This window comes from Stenotrophomonas sp. STEN054 (assembly GCF_056854535.1).
Genome location: NZ_JBXFWG010000072.1, coordinates 1 through 13,472, shown reverse-complemented (window position 1 = coordinate 13,472; position 13,472 = coordinate 1). Strand labels below are relative to the sequence as shown.

Below are 13,472 nucleotides of genomic sequence, written 5' to 3'. Positions count from 1 at the left end.
CAGCAGGCCTCCAGCCAACAGGGTGGTCGGCACCGTCGCCGGTGCGATCGGGCGGGCCGCGGGGCGCGGCAGCCAGACGCTGCGCGCGAAAAACCCCCGGCCGCCGGGCATGGCCCGGCGCTACCATCACTGGCCCGGTTGCGCCGGGCCATGCCCGGCGGAGCGGATTACCCCGCCTGCACCCGGTTCTTGCCCTGGCGCTTGGCCACGTACAGCGCCTCATCGGCGCGTCGCAGCAGGGCCTCGGCATCATCGCCGGGCTGCCACTGCGCCAGGCCGGCACTGAAGTGCACCGGTACGCGCTTGTCCTGCACGGTCAGCACGCGATGGGCCAGTGAGCGCTGCAGGCGCTGCACGGTTGCCATACTGTCGGCGCCCGGGGTTTCCGGCAGTACCAGCACGAACTCATCACCGCCGAGGCGGGCGACGCCATCGGTGGCGCGCAGCAGCAGCCGGCAGGTCGATACCAGGTGCTGCAGGAGCGCATCGCCACCGGCATGGCCGTGGGCATCGTTGGTCTGGTGGAAGTCATCCAGGTCGATCACCGCCAGGCCCAGCGCGGTGTTGTTGCGTGCGGCGCGGGCCATTTCACGCTGCAGCATCTCGTCCAGGCCACGGCGGTTCAGGGCCTGGGTCAGCGGATCGATGCGGGCCAGGTCGCCGGCCTCGCGCAGTTCCTGTTCCAGTTCGCTGATGCGCCGCTCGGCGCGTTCCACTTCCTGCCGCGCACTGGCCAGGTGGTCGCGCGCCTGTGCGGCCTGCTGCTGCACCTTGCCGGTGTCATGCATCACTTCCTGCAGCAGCTGGTTGAGGTCGGCAATACTGCGTGCCTCGCGCAGCTGCAGGGCATAGGTGCCGATGCGGTCGTGGTATTCCCCGGTGCTGGCGGCCATGCCGTCCATGCGTTCGATGAACTCGCCCATCAGGCCGCGCATCGCCGCCTTGGAATCGTCGATGCCCTGGCGCAGCAGCCCCTGCTTGTAGATCACCTCGCGCAGCTCGGCGCGCGTGCGCTCGACCGACTCCGCTTCCAGCGGGCCGGCCAGCAGCTGGCGTACCGCGGCGATCTGGCCCTGCAGCCAGCTGCGGTCATCCAGCAGCTCGCTGACGTTCTCCAGCAGCAAGGCGAACAGTTCCAGCAGCAGGGCCTGCTGTTCCTGCCAGCTTTCCGCGCGCACGCCCACCTGGTGGCCCAGCTCGCGCACGCCCTGTTCGATGGGCTCCAGCGGTGCGCCGGGCTGCCACTGCCGCAGCTTGCCGGCCAGCGCCTGGGCCTGCTCGCGAAGGTCCGGGTCGTGCAGCAGCAGCGACACCACCGCGCCACCCAGCAGCAGGCGCAGCTGTTCGGACAGGCGCAGGCTGTCGGGCTGGCCATCGGGCGAGTGCTGCTCGATGGTGCGGATGTACTTGTCGATCAGCTGCCGCATCGCCCGGCCGTAGCGCGGCCAGTCGGCGCTGGCCTGCGCCGACTGCAGGCGGTCGCCCATGTCGCCCAGCTCGCCGGGCAGGGTGGCCATGCCATTGGCGAAGGCGGCCAGCAGCGGCTCGGGCGCATCGGCGCCGGCGAACAGCCGCTGCAGCGCCACGGCCGTGCCGCCCTGCAGGACCACCCGGTCACCGCGGCCATCGTCGGACACCGCGCGCACGTGCGCCGGTGGTCCCAGGGCGGTACCGGGGGCAGGGCGGTGGTCGGGCTGGTCCGTCATTGAAAAAAATCCTGGGGCTGGCAGGGACTGGTGACAGCATATCGGCGCGGCCGCCGACGGCTTGAACGGCTACGATGGACGAAAGGATGCCGCAGGGGAGGTGGTTATGCGCGTGATGCTGCTGGGGGCGACCGGCCTGGTCGGTGGGCTGGCCCTGCCGATGCTGCTGGATGACCCGCTATGCCGCGCGGTGGTGGCCCCGACCCGGCGCCCGCTGGGCCTGAGCCATCCGAAACTGCATGCCCCGGTGCTGCAGTTCGACGCCCTGCCCAATGCACCGGACTGGGCGCAGGTGGATGCGGTGATCTGCGCGCTGGGCAGCACCATGGCCCAGGCGGGGAGCCGCGAGGCCTTCCACCGCATCGACCACGACTATCCGCTGGCCTTCGCCCGCCTGGCCCGTACCGAGGGCGCGCGCGCCTTCGTGCTGAATTCCGCCGCCGGCGCCAACGCGGGCTCGGCCATCTACTACAACCGGGTGAAGGGCGAGCTGGAGCGCGACCTGCGCGCACTGGGCTTCGCCTCGCTCACCCTGGTGCGGCCGGGTCTGATTGGCGGGCAGCGGCAGCAGGAGCGTCGCGGCGAGCGCTTCGCCCTGCAGGTGCTGGGCGTGCTCGGGCCGGTGCTGCCGCGGGCCTGGCGGATCAATCCGGCCAGCCGCATTGCCAGGGCGCTGGTGGATGCCGCACTGGCACCGCCGCCGGGCGAGCATGTGGTGGCGTCCGGCGCGCTGGCCGACTGATGTCGCGTGCGCTGCGCCTGACCCAGCTGCTGCAGCTGCTGCGCCGGCACCGCCGGCCGGTGGCCGGGCAGGCTCTGGCCGACGCACTGGGCATCAGCCTGCGCACGCTGTACCGCGACATCGAGACCCTGCGCGCGCAGGGTGCCGACCTGCGCGGCGAGGCCGGCGTCGGTTACCAGTTGATACCCGGCGACGTGCTGCCACCGATGACCCTGCCGCCGGCCGAGATCGATGCGCTGGTGCTGGGCCTGCGCTGGGTGGCCGCGCGCACGGAGCCGGCGCTGGCCGACGCCGCCCGTGATGCCCTTGCACGCATCGCCCATGTACTGCCGGCCGCACGCCGCGAAGCGCTGCGCGACAGCGGCCTGCGCATTGGTCCCGCGAAGGCCGGAGCGACGGTGCCGGCGGCGCGGCTGCAGGCGGTGCGCGAAGCAGTGGGCGCGCAGCAGCGGCTGCAGTTTGCCTATGAAGATGCGCAGGGGCAGCGCACCGAGCGCGTGGTCTGGCCGTTCGCGCTGGGCTACTTCGATGAGGTCGTGGTGCTGGCGGCGTGGTGCGAGGGCCGCAAGGATTTCCGCCATTTCCGCCTGGACCGCATCCGGCGGGTGCGCACGCTGGAAGAGCACTACCTCGTGCCGCGCGGCACGTTGCTGCGCCGCTGGCAGAAAGCGCAGGGCATCGCCCCGGATTGGCTGGACCGGCCGTGAGCCGCAAGGGCGCGCTCCCCGGAACCGGCGGCGTACGAAACGCCGGCGGTAGAGTCGACTGCTAGTCGACTATCGCGCGAAGCGCGGGATTTTCTCGCAGGAGCAGTCGACTGACAGTCGACTCTACCAGGGCAGAAGCGCAGGCCAGCGCCGTCGACGCTGCTGACAGGATCTGTCAGCAGGCCCGCACCACCATGGGCGCTCCCAACAACGGAGGTTCCCCATGTTCAAGCCCAGCACCCTGCTGCAGTACGTGCGCGATGTCGCGGCCAGTGCCACGTTCTACAGCCGCATCCTCGGCACGCCGCCGGTCGAACAGTCGCCCGGTTTCGCCCTGTTCCTTCTCGGCGATGGCGCCGCCTTGGGCCTGTGGCAGCGTGATGGCGTGCTGCCAGCGGTTACCGCAGAAGCCGGCGCGGCCGAGCTGGCGATGGTGGCCGCCAACCCGGCTGAAGTGCAGCGGCTGCATGACGCCTGGCGCGCGCTTGGCGTGCAGATCACCCAGGCACCGGTGACCCTGGAATTCGGCCACACTTTTGTCGGTGTCGATCCTGATGGCCACCGTCTGCGTGTGTACAGCCGCGCCGAGGGCATGGTCGCGCGCGATTGACCGCTACAGCGCAGCCATAAAAAAACGCCGGGCAGTGCCCGGCGGTTTTTCAGATCATGTGCCAACCAACGGTTGGCACCCACCAATCAGGTGGTCGATCAGCTGGCCAGCGCCAGATCATCCATCATCGCGCGCAGGAAGCGGGCCGCTTCACCGCCGGTGGCGGCACGGTGGTCGAAGGTCACCGACAGCGGGATGACCTTGTGTGCTTCCACGCCACCCATCACCGGGGTCATCTGGTGGCGGGCACGGCCGGCACCGATGATGGCCACGCACGGCGGCACCACGACCGGGGTCGCGTAGCGGCCGGCGAACATGCCGAAGTTGGACAGCGAGATGGTGTAGCCACTCAGTTCCGAGGCGGCGATCGAGCGCGCTTCCACCTGCTCGCGCAGGCGGTTGACGCCTTCGCGGATGCCACGGGCATCGAGCATGTCGGCATTGCGCAGCGCCGGCACGAACAGGCCGTCGTCGGTGTCCACGGCGATGCCGATGTCCACCTGCGCGTGCAGGGTGCGGGTCAGCGCTTCACCGTCGAACCAGGCGTTCATCGCCGGCACCTTCTGTGCGGCGACCACGATCGCACGCACCAGGCGGGCGGTGACGTCGTTGCCCGGCAGCCAGGCGTGGATGTCGGCGTCGTCGTTCAGCGTGGTCGGCACGACCTTGCTGTGCGCGTCGGCCATCACGCGTGCCATGTTGCGGCGCACGCCCTTCAGCGGTTCCGGCTGGCCCTTGACGACCACGCCCGGCGGCTGGGTACGCATCGGCTTGCCGGCAGCGGACAGCGGGGTACGGGCTTCGCTCTGCACCGGGGCGGCCACCTGGACCGGGGCCGGCGCGGCATGGGCAGCGGCAGCCACCGGGGCCGGCGCAGCACCCAGCTTGGCGCTGCCGTCGGCCGCGGCCTGCTTGACGTCGGCCATGGTCACCGCGCCATCGGCGCCGGTGGCACGCACGCGGGCCAGATCCACGCCCAGCTTGCGCGCGGTGGCACGCACGGCCGGAACGGCCTTCACGCCACCGACGGCCAGGGCCTGCTCGGTGTGCACGGCATTGGAGCTCTGCATCGCGCCGACCACGGTGCCAGCGTCATCGCGCTCGGCCTTTTCCTCGGCAGCAGCAGCCACCGGGGCGGCAGCGGCCGGCAGCGGCGGCGGGTTCGCTGCGGCCGGGGCCGCCGGGGCGTGCCCGTGGCTGTGGCCGGTGTCCTGGCCATCGGCGCGCTGCGGCAGGTTCGGGTCGACCGCGAAGGTGGCCAGCACGGCACCGGTCGGGATGATGTCGCCGGCGGCGCCGGACAGCTTCAGCACCGTGCCGGACACCGGCGAGGGCACTTCCACCACGGCCTTGGCGGTCTCCATCGACACCAGCGGCGCGTCCAGCTTGATCACGTCGCCTTCCTTGACGAACCACTCGACGATGGTCGCGTCCGGCAGGCCTTCACCCAGGTCGGGCAGGTTGAAATTCTTGGTCTGGCTCATGTGCAGTTCTCTTCCAGCAGTTCCAGTTCGCGGGCCGGCAGCCAGCCCGTCGCGCCATTCGCGCGCTCGGACCACCACCACCCACCATGTTCGTGATGCAGCTTCACCATCTCGCCGTTTTCCACATCCAGCTCGCGGGCGTCGTAGTCGCGCAGGGCTTCGGCGCGACCATCATCCAGCAGCTGCAGCCAGGCGACGGGCGCCCATCCAGCGCGCCCATCGTTGGTGCGTACCCAGGCAAACGCCGGCCATTCCTCGTCACGTACACCGACTTCGACGATCTGGCCGGTGCGGAACCGGAGTGGATTGGAATACTGGCTGCGGTAAGCCCCAAGGAGCCGTGCCCGCATGTCAGCCTGCCGCCACCGCGCGCTTGGCCGCGGTCACGATCCGGTCCACGCTGGGCAGGTACTTCATTTCCAGGCGGAACAGCGGAATGTGGGTGTCGTAGCCGGTAACGCGCTCGACGGGGGCCAGCAGGTCGTACAGGGATTCCTCGGCCAGGCGCGCGGCGATCTCGGCACCGAAACCGGCGGTCTTCGGGGCTTCCTGCACGACCACGCAGCGGCCGGTCTTGGCCACCGATTCGGCGATGGTGGCGAAGTCCAGCGGACGCAGCGTGGCCACGTCGATGACTTCGGCACTGATGCCTTCGCCGGCCAGCTTGTCGGCTGCTTCCAGCGCTTCCTTCACCTGTGCGCCCCAGGCCACCAGGGTCACGTCGGTGCCGTCGCGCAGCACGAAGCACACGTCCAGCGGCAAGGCTTCGCCGTCGTTGACGACCACTTCCTTGTACTGGCGGTAGATGCGCTTGGGCTCCATGTAGATCACCGGGTCGGGATCACGCATGGCGGCCAGCAGCAGGCCGTAGGCACGCTGCGGGCTGGACGGCAGCACCACGCGCAGGCCCGGTACGTTGGTGAAGATCGATTCGTTGGCTTCGCTGTGGTGTTCCGGCGCGCGGATGCCACCGCCCCACGGCACGCGCAGCACCATCGGGCAGTGCAGGCGGCCACGGGTACGGGTACGCAGGCGCGCGGCATGGCAGATGATGTGGTCGACCATCGGGTAGACGAAGCCGTCGAACTGGGCTTCGGCCACCGGCTTCATGCCCTGTGCGGCCAGGCCGACGGTGAGGCCGGCGATGGTGGTTTCATCCAGCGGGGTGTCGAGGATGCGCTGCGAACCGAAGCGCTGCTGCAGGCCGGCGGTGGCGCGGAACACGCCACCGTTGACGCCCACGTCCTCGCCCAGCACCAGCACCGACGGGTCGTGTTCCAGCTCCCAGGCCAAGGCCTGGGTGATGGCTTCGATCAGGGTGATGGGGGTAGCGGTCATTGCGATATCTCCACCGGCGACAGCGGCGCTGTCGGCGGCATTGGCCTGGGAAGCGGATGCGCCCGTTTTGATGTCATCCATGGCGCTGCTCCAGGGCAATGGCGGCCGCGCGCTGGGCCAGCAGGTCCGCCGGCGGATCGGCATACAGGTAGTCGAACATCGCCTCGACCGGCTGCACCGGGGTGTTGAGGTACTGGTTCACTTCCTCGTCCACCTTGGCCGCGCACTGCTCGACCCAGGTCTTTTCTTCGTCGTCGCTCCACACGCCGTTGGCGATGAGGTACTTGCGCAGGCGCAGCATGGGCTCACGGGTCCAGGCGTCCTTCACCTCGGCGTCGTCGCGGTAACGGCGCGCGTCGTCGGCGGTGGTGTGGTCGGACAGGCGGTAGGTCAGCAGTTCCAGCACGGTGCCGCCTTCGCCGGCCAGGCCGCGTTCGCGGGCCTGTTCCATCGCGGCGAGCACGGCGATCAGATCGTTGCCGTCCACCTGCAGGCAGTGCAGGCCGCCGGCCAGGCCCTTCTGGGCAAGGGTTTCGGCACCGGTCTGGGCCGAACGCGGCACCGAGATCGCCCAGCCGTTGTTGACGATGCACAGGATCATCGGGAGCTTGTAGGCACCGGCCGAGTTGAGCGCGGCATAGAAGTCGGTCTTCGAGCTGCCGCCATCGCCACACACCGCCACCGCGATCTGCGGTTCGTTGTTGAGCTTGAACTTCAGCGCAGCGCCGGCAGCGTGCAGGCACTGGGTGGAGATCGGCACGCAGAACGGGAAGTCCTTCACCGCGTTGCCGGTGTAGTCGTTGCCGCGCTCGTCGCCGCCCCAGTACATCAGCACGTCGTACGGGCGTACGCCGCGCATGAACATGGCACCGTATTCGCGGTAGCTGGGCGCGAACACGTCGCCGGCCTTCATCGCTGCGCCGATGCCGACGTGTGCGGCCTCGTGGCCCAGGCAGGCGGCATAGGTGCCGAGCTTGCCGGTGCGCTGCAGCGCGATGGATTTGCTGTCGAACGTGCGTACGTACAGCATCTGCTTGAACAGCGGCACCAGGACGGCCGGATCCTTCAGGGAGGCGGGCAGGTCGTCACGGACGAGCTTGCCGTCCGCGTCCAGGTACTGCAGGTATTCGATCTTGAACTCAGCGGCAACCGTCATTGCGTACTGCACCTTCGACAGAGAAGTTACAAATGATATGAATCGCCATGTTAAGGATTGCGTACGAAATAGCCTTCCTGCGGCGCAACACGGGGAGTCCCCTTTGTACCCCTCGCGACGGCTCGGGGGCCAATAACAACAACGTATTCAGTCGTTGTTGCAAAGCATCAGAATACGCCTTTGGCTGACTGCCGGCGCAACGCCGCAAACGGTTCCACGCGCAATGCCGGTTCCACAGGCCCACCGCACGCCCGGGTACGGTCGCCCGGCTGCCCGCACGGCAGGCAACGCGCTACCCTTGCCGCCCCTGATCTGGTCCCGCCCATGTCCGTCGACAACAACCAACGCGATCTCGAAGCCGGCATCCACACCGACCTGCAGGGGCGCCTGACCTACGGCGGCTACCTGCGCCTGGACCAGCTGCTGACTGCGCAGCAGCCGCTGTCCAACCCGCCGCACCACGACGAGATGCTCTTCATCATCCAGCACCAGACCTCGGAGCTGTGGCTGAAGCTGCTGGGCCATGAACTGCGTGCGGCGATCGGCTTCCTGCAGCGCGACGAAGTCTGGCAGTGCCGCAAGGTGCTGGCGCGCAGCAAGCAGGTACTGCGCCAGCTGACCGAGCAGTGGTCGGTGCTGGAAACGCTGACCCCGTCCGAGTACATGGGCTTCCGCGACGTGCTGGGCCCGTCCTCGGGCTTCCAGTCGCTGCAGTACCGCTACATCGAATTTCTGCTGGGCAACAAGAACGCGCAGATGCTGCAGGTGTTCGAGCACGACCTGGACGGCCAGGCGCAGCTGCGCACCGTACTGGAAGCGCCGAGCCTGTACGAGGAATTCCTGAAGTACCTGGCGCGCTTCGGCCACGATATCCCCGACCTCTACCGCGACCGCGACTGGACCCAGCCGCACGTGTCCGATGACAGCCTGCAGCCGGTGTTCGCCCGCATCTACCAGGACACCGACCGCTACTGGCGCGAGTACTCGCTGTGCGAGGACCTGGTGGACCTGGAAACCGCCTTCCAGCTGTGGCGCTTCCGCCACATGCGCACCGTGATGCGGGTGATCGGCTTCAAGCGCGGTACTGGCGGTTCGTCCGGAGTAGGCTTCCTGCGACAGGCGCTGGAGCTGACCTTCTTCCCCGAGCTGTTCCAGGTGCGCACCAGCCTGCAGGTCGCGCCGCCGGCCGACCTGGCCTGAGCCCCATTCAGCAAGGCCGCCGACGACGGGCTGGATCGTTTCAGATGCAAGTTCAGCGAGCAGGCCGTGACCTGCCTCAAACGGCGTGTATTTGACGTGAACGCCAGAAGTCGGTGATCCTCGCGCGTTGCTCCAGCGCACATCGGATGTGCCGTCCATCCACCGAACCAGGAAATCCGCATGAGCCTAAACGCCACTGCGAACACCCCAGAGCCGGCGCTGCCGGACTTCAATACCACGATGGGCCACCCGCGCCCGCTGTGGATGCTTTTCATGACCGAGTTCTGGGAGCGCTTTGCGTTCTACGGCATCCGCTGGGCCTTGGTGCTGTACATCGTGGCGCAGTTCTACAACGGCAGCGCTGCCGGTGAAGGCGACGCCAGCCGCATCTACGGTGCCTACCTGGCCCTGGTGTACGCCGCGGCGATCTTCGGTGGCTACGTGGCCGACCGGGTGCTGGGCTACCAGCGATCAATCCTGACCGGCGCGATCATCATGGCCGCCGGCCTGTTCATGATCTCGCTGCCGCAGGAGCACATCTTCAAGCTCGGCCTGGCCACGATCATCGTCGGCAACGGTCTGTTCAAGCCGAACATCTCCACCATGGTCGGCAAGCTGTACGGCTTGAAGGATGAGCGCCGCGACTCGGGCTTCACCATCTTCTACATGGGCATCAACATCGGCGCGATGATCGCCCCGGTGCTGACCGAGTACCTGGCCCGCAAGGTCTTCGGTACCGATGCGATGCCGTCCTACAAGGTCGTGTTCATCGCCTCGGGCGTGGGCATGCTGGTCTCGCTGGTGTGGTTCTACATCGGTCGCGCCGGCTTGAAGGGCATTGGTGCGCCGCCGGTCGGTGCTGAAGGCATCGGCCCGATCATCAAGGTGCTGGTCGGCGCGGTCGTCGCCATTCCGGTGTCGTACTTGCTGCTGGCCACCGGCGCTGCCGCGCTGGCCTGGATCCTGGGCGCGATGTTCACCGCCCTGGCCATCCTGCTGCTGGTGGAAGGCATCCGCGAGGGCAAGGTGCAGCGCGACCGCGTGATCGCCATGCTGATCATCTTCGCCTTCAACGTCATGTTCTGGATGTTCTTCGAACAGGCCGGCAGCTCCTTCACCTTCCTGGCCGAGAACATCGTCAACCGCCAGATGGGTGATTGGACCTTCCCGACCGCATGGTTCCAGTCGGTCAACTCGGTGGCCATCATCACCCTGGCGCCGATCATTGCCTGGATCTGGGTCAAGATGGGCAGCGCCAATCCGTCCATCCCGCGCAAGTTCGGCCTGGGCCTGCTGTTCAACGGCGCCGCCTTCGCCCTGCTGATGTTCGCCCTGTCGCAGATGGTCGTGGACGGCAAGATTCCGTTCTGGACCCTCTTCATGGTCTACGTCATCCAGTCGGTGGGCGAGCTGTGCCTGTCGCCGATCGGCCTGTCGATGGTGACCAAGCTGGCTCCGGTGCGCCTGGTCGGCTTCGGCATGGGTGGCTGGTTCCTGTCCACCGGCATCGGCAACAACCTGTCGGGCATCTTCGCCGGCGCGGTGTCCGGTGAAGGCGGCATGACGATCGAATCGGCCCTGAAGGGGTATACCTTCGGCTTCTGGGCCCTGATTGGCTCCGGCGTGGTGCTGTTCCTGATCGCCCCGCTGATCAACAAGCTGATGCACGGCGTCAAGTAAACACTGAGGGTAGCAGGCATGCGTAGAACGTTCGGCAAGGCAGTGGTGGCCGTGGTGTGTGCGGCGCTGATCGGCGCCTGTTCCCAGCAACCGCCGCCGGCGCCTGCCGAACCGACGCAACCGCTCGATACCCGTCCCACCGAGCCACCGGCCGCTGACCCCAGCGCGCCGGTGGCCTCGGGCAATACCCCGGCGGCGGCCGACATCGCCGCCATCGCCGGGCTCAATGCCAGCTTCGACCCGGCCCGCGATCCGGCCGCCGATCTGGAAACGGCCAAGGTCGAAGCCCAGCGCGGCAACAAGCGCATCATCCTGGACGTGGGCGGCGAGTGGTGCCCCTGGTGCCACCTGATGGACCAGTTCGTGGAAGGCGATGCGGAGATCCGCCGCTTGCGCGATGCCAACTACGTGTGGATGAAGGTCAACTACAGCGAAGAGAACGAGAACGCGGCGTTCCTTTCGCAGTACCCGCAGGTGAAGGGTTACCCGCACCTGTTCGTGCTCGATTCGGATGGCACCCTGCTGCAGTCGCAGTTCACCGGCGAACTGGAAAAAGCCAAGAACGAAGGCAAGGGCTACAACCGCAGCAAGTTCATGGCGTTCCTGAAGAAGTGGGCGCCGCAGCGCTGACCCGCCGTTTGTAGAGTCGAGCCATGCTCGACTGCCGTGCCGCTCGACTGCCGCACCTACAGAAACCCACCCCACGGCCGCTAATGGCAAGGACGTCAGTCGACAGGATCGTCGGCTGCCCCTACCGGAGCGCCCATGCACAGCGACCACGCCCAACGCCAGCCCGCCGCGGCCAGCGACGCCGCCCCCGACGGGGTGAGCCTGCCGCCGCAGGATGCCCTGCTGGATGACGCAGGCACCGGCGAGGGCGGTGTGGAGCTGGGACCCTCTCGCCACCGCCTGCCGCAGATCGCCCTGCCGGACAACGTCGTGCTGAAAGGCGCAGTGCAGAAGCTGGTCGAACAGAAGGCCCGCCTGGACCGTCTGGCTGCCGAAGGCCAGCTGGCCGGCCTGCTGCCACCGGAGTGGCAGGGCAATGGCCTGCGCGCGATCGACCTTTCCAGCTTCGTGCAGGGCGTGCTGCCGTTCCTGCAGACCGGTGAGCGTGGCGAGACCGCGCCGGCCCGACTGCCGGTGCGCCATGTGCTGGGCGACGACAGCCGCTGGGGCCTGCAGGACGTGGCCGAACCCAAATCGCTGGCCTGGTACCTGGCCGCGGATGACCGCGCCACGGCCGGCAGCAAGGACGTGGCCGAAGCCTGGCTGGTCGGCGCGCTGGGTCTCGCGTTCATGCAGGAAGGGCGCAGCCGCCCTGGCTTCCTGCGCGCGATGGACCAGGAAAGCCTGGCCGCACGGGTGACCATGCTCGGCTACCCGCCACCGGGCGACCTCGCCCTGTACAGCGTGACCGCGCATGGTCAGGCGCAGATCTGGTGCGTGTACGGCCGGCGCAAGGTGCGCCCGCTGGTGGCGCCGTGGCTGAGCGTGCCGCTGCTGACCGCCTATGGCGTGGCCGCGCCCGTGGCATGGCCGGCCAGCTTCCCGCCGGTGGAAGCGGTGGCCGAAGCCATCGCCGCCGCCCGTCCGGGCAAGCTGGTGCCGGAAGTGGATCTCGGCAAGGTCGTGGCGAAGATTGCCGAAGACGCCGCCGCCGAAACCTGGCAGCCGGTCAGTCTGCTGCAGCTCAACACCTGGTCGCCGCGCTGGACCTTCTTCCTCGGCACCTTTGTCGGCCTACCGTCACTGCTGCTGGTGACCGCCGCGCTGGCGCTGCCGGGTGCGATCGAGGCTGCGACGGTTGCTGCCTCGCTGGGCTTTGCCGGCGGCGCCATTGCCGCGTTGGCCGTGCCGTGGATCCATGCCCGGCGCAAGCACCTGAGCTGAGTGCCGGGGTCGGATCCCTTTCCGCAGGAAAGGGCTCTGACCCCATCGCAGGCACCGGCATCGCCGCCATCCACGCATGGCGTGGCTCTACTCCCGCACCACCCGCAACGCGGTCGCATAGGCCTTGGCGAAGCTGGTGAAATCGCGCAGCCGGTTCAGCGACAGCAGGAACCCGGGCGGGCAGGGCTTAAGGCGATGGTGCTCGAACCAGACATCGGCGATCGATTCCACAGTGGCCAGCGCCTCATCGATGCGCTGCAGGTCGGCCTCATGATCGATTGAGGCGGCGACGGGCGCCGGAACCTTGCGGCGGGCGGATCGGGACATGGTGGCGTTCCTTGGATTCGTGGTTGAAAAGGCGAGATCGCATCGATTGCGCTTGGGGCGTATCCCCGCATCGCTCACCGAAGGGCGACGACGGTGCGACGCAATCAAGCTCTGATCAACGGGCTTTCAACCCCGGCAGCGGTGCTCCGCTGCGCGCCCAACCTCGCCTCGTCCGGAGCGTTCGTCCAATAGGCAAAACCACTCGATTGAAGCAGTTGGATAGGCCCGACCTGTCCAAGACGATGCTATCGGGCCGATTCCGAAACATCAGGCGGCAAAGCCGACAGCCACTGACGCGCCCAGCCCAGGGGCCGTTCGTCGGCGAACACCCGGCGGCGTGCACCCAACCTCATCAAACAAGGCCTGACGCACCCACGCAGGGTTGCCGGCGACACGCTGCGCATCGCAGGCAACGTCATCCACGCATGGCGTGGATCTACTGGCCACCACCCCACCTCCCCCAAGAAGCCAGCGGTTGCCATTGAAGTTGCCGGCCAGCGGCCGGCACTACCGGGGTGCGGGGGGGGGGGCCGGCGATTAGGTAAAGAAGCCCGCTCCGCACGCCGCCCGCCCGCAAACGCGGCGCCCCAGGCCCACACGTTTGGGCACCTGGACAGGATGCACGCAGC

The 13,472-nt window shown here is 68.2% G+C and carries 13 protein-coding genes; 7 read left to right on the top strand and 6 right to left on the bottom strand.

Annotated elements, in window-relative coordinates:
- Positions 1 to 167 precede the first annotated feature (167 nt).
- Positions 168 to 1,706, bottom strand: a complete 1,539-nt coding sequence (locus AC1VXD_RS18690) for a GGDEF domain-containing protein (protein ID WP_482993309.1) — start codon at positions 1,704 to 1,706, stop codon at positions 168 to 170.
- Positions 1,707 to 1,812: 106 nt separating this feature from the next.
- On the opposite strand from AC1VXD_RS18690, the gene AC1VXD_RS18685 reads away from it, so the two are divergent.
- The 3 genes from AC1VXD_RS18685 (at position 1,813) to AC1VXD_RS18675 (ending at position 3,765) form a co-directional block, all read left to right on the top strand.
- Positions 1,813 to 2,448 carry a Rossmann-fold NAD(P)-binding domain-containing protein gene (locus tag AC1VXD_RS18685; protein WP_482993308.1) on the top strand — a complete coding sequence of 212 codons (636 nt, stop codon included), beginning with the start codon at positions 1,813 to 1,815 and terminating at the stop codon, positions 2,446 to 2,448.
- The gene (locus AC1VXD_RS18680) at positions 2,448 to 3,155 is read left to right on the top strand and encodes a helix-turn-helix transcriptional regulator (protein WP_482993307.1); all 708 of its coding nucleotides are present in this window, start codon (positions 2,448 to 2,450) and stop codon (positions 3,153 to 3,155) included. Before AC1VXD_RS18685 ends, AC1VXD_RS18680 begins: the two co-directional genes overlap by 1 nt.
- Before the next feature lie 223 nt (positions 3,156 to 3,378).
- Entirely contained in the window at positions 3,379 to 3,765 is a 387-nt protein-coding gene (locus AC1VXD_RS18675; RefSeq protein WP_482993306.1) for a VOC family protein, read from the top strand.
- 98 nt (positions 3,766 to 3,863) lie between these two features.
- Here AC1VXD_RS18675 and AC1VXD_RS18670 read toward each other — a convergent pair whose 3' ends face one another.
- The 4 genes from AC1VXD_RS18670 to pdhA are packed head-to-tail and all read right to left on the bottom strand — an operon-like array spanning position 3,864 to position 7,743.
- Positions 3,864 to 5,249 carry a dihydrolipoamide acetyltransferase family protein gene (locus tag AC1VXD_RS18670; protein WP_482993305.1) on the bottom strand — a complete coding sequence of 462 codons (1,386 nt, stop codon included), beginning with the start codon at positions 5,247 to 5,249 and terminating at the stop codon, positions 3,864 to 3,866.
- A complete protein-coding gene (locus tag AC1VXD_RS18665; RefSeq protein WP_079223933.1) occupies positions 5,246 to 5,599 on the bottom strand; it encodes an SH3 domain-containing protein in 354 nt (117 codons plus the stop codon). The genes AC1VXD_RS18670 and AC1VXD_RS18665 overlap by 4 nt, the downstream gene beginning before the upstream one ends.
- Before the next feature lies 1 nt (position 5,600).
- Entirely contained in the window at positions 5,601 to 6,668 is a 1,068-nt protein-coding gene (locus tag AC1VXD_RS18660; protein WP_079223931.1) for an alpha-ketoacid dehydrogenase subunit beta, read from the bottom strand.
- Complete coding sequence (gene pdhA, locus AC1VXD_RS18655) at positions 6,661 to 7,743, bottom strand: pyruvate dehydrogenase (acetyl-transferring) E1 component subunit alpha (protein WP_482993304.1); 1,083 nt, start codon at positions 7,741 to 7,743, stop codon at positions 6,661 to 6,663. The genes AC1VXD_RS18660 and pdhA overlap by 8 nt, the downstream gene beginning before the upstream one ends.
- 324 nt (positions 7,744 to 8,067) lie before the next feature.
- On the opposite strand from pdhA, the gene AC1VXD_RS18650 reads away from it, so the two are divergent.
- The 4 genes from AC1VXD_RS18650 to AC1VXD_RS18635 all read left to right on the top strand — a co-directional run bounded on the left by AC1VXD_RS18650 (position 8,068) and on the right by AC1VXD_RS18635 (position 12,516).
- A complete protein-coding gene (locus AC1VXD_RS18650) occupies positions 8,068 to 8,943 on the top strand; it encodes a tryptophan 2,3-dioxygenase (protein ID WP_482993303.1) in 876 nt (291 codons plus the stop codon).
- Positions 8,944 to 9,123: 180 nt separating this feature from the next.
- A complete protein-coding gene (locus tag AC1VXD_RS18645) occupies positions 9,124 to 10,623 on the top strand; it encodes a peptide MFS transporter (protein WP_482993302.1) in 1,500 nt (499 codons plus the stop codon).
- 18 nt (positions 10,624 to 10,641) lie between these two features.
- On the top strand, positions 10,642 to 11,253 hold the full coding sequence (locus AC1VXD_RS18640; RefSeq protein WP_482993301.1) for a thioredoxin family protein: 612 nt from the start codon (positions 10,642 to 10,644) through the stop codon (positions 11,251 to 11,253).
- 135 nt (positions 11,254 to 11,388) lie between these two features.
- A complete protein-coding gene (locus tag AC1VXD_RS18635; protein ID WP_482993300.1) occupies positions 11,389 to 12,516 on the top strand; it encodes a hypothetical protein in 1,128 nt (375 codons plus the stop codon).
- 87 nt (positions 12,517 to 12,603) lie between these two features.
- Here AC1VXD_RS18635 and AC1VXD_RS18630 read toward each other — a convergent pair whose 3' ends face one another.
- Positions 12,604 to 12,843, bottom strand: a complete 240-nt coding sequence (locus tag AC1VXD_RS18630; RefSeq protein ID WP_482993299.1) for a hypothetical protein — start codon at positions 12,841 to 12,843, stop codon at positions 12,604 to 12,606.
- Positions 12,844 to 13,472: the final 629 nt, after the last annotated feature.

Coding starts and splice junctions, on each gene's coding strand:
- pdhA (WP_482993304.1), bottom strand. CDS start 7,743: ATGACGGTTGCCGCTGAGTTCAAGATCGAATACCTGCAGTACCTGGAC.
- AC1VXD_RS18675 (WP_482993306.1), top strand. CDS start 3,379: ATGTTCAAGCCCAGCACCCTGCTGCAGTACGTGCGCGATGTCGCGGCC.
- AC1VXD_RS18670 (WP_482993305.1), bottom strand. CDS start 5,249: ATGAGCCAGACCAAGAATTTCAACCTGCCCGACCTGGGTGAAGGCCTG.
- AC1VXD_RS18630 (WP_482993299.1), bottom strand. CDS start 12,843: ATGTCCCGATCCGCCCGCCGCAAGGTTCCGGCGCCCGTCGCCGCCTCA.
- AC1VXD_RS18640 (WP_482993301.1), top strand. CDS start 10,642: ATGCGTAGAACGTTCGGCAAGGCAGTGGTGGCCGTGGTGTGTGCGGCG.
- AC1VXD_RS18645 (WP_482993302.1), top strand. CDS start 9,124: ATGAGCCTAAACGCCACTGCGAACACCCCAGAGCCGGCGCTGCCGGAC.
- AC1VXD_RS18635 (WP_482993300.1), top strand. CDS start 11,389: ATGCACAGCGACCACGCCCAACGCCAGCCCGCCGCGGCCAGCGACGCC.
- AC1VXD_RS18665 (WP_079223933.1), bottom strand. CDS start 5,599: ATGCGGGCACGGCTCCTTGGGGCTTACCGCAGCCAGTATTCCAATCCA.
- AC1VXD_RS18660 (WP_079223931.1), bottom strand. CDS start 6,668: ATGGATGACATCAAAACGGGCGCATCCGCTTCCCAGGCCAATGCCGCC.
- AC1VXD_RS18685 (WP_482993308.1), top strand. CDS start 1,813: ATGCGCGTGATGCTGCTGGGGGCGACCGGCCTGGTCGGTGGGCTGGCC.
- AC1VXD_RS18680 (WP_482993307.1), top strand. CDS start 2,448: ATGTCGCGTGCGCTGCGCCTGACCCAGCTGCTGCAGCTGCTGCGCCGG.
- AC1VXD_RS18690 (WP_482993309.1), bottom strand. CDS start 1,706: ATGACGGACCAGCCCGACCACCGCCCTGCCCCCGGTACCGCCCTGGGA.
- AC1VXD_RS18650 (WP_482993303.1), top strand. CDS start 8,068: ATGTCCGTCGACAACAACCAACGCGATCTCGAAGCCGGCATCCACACC.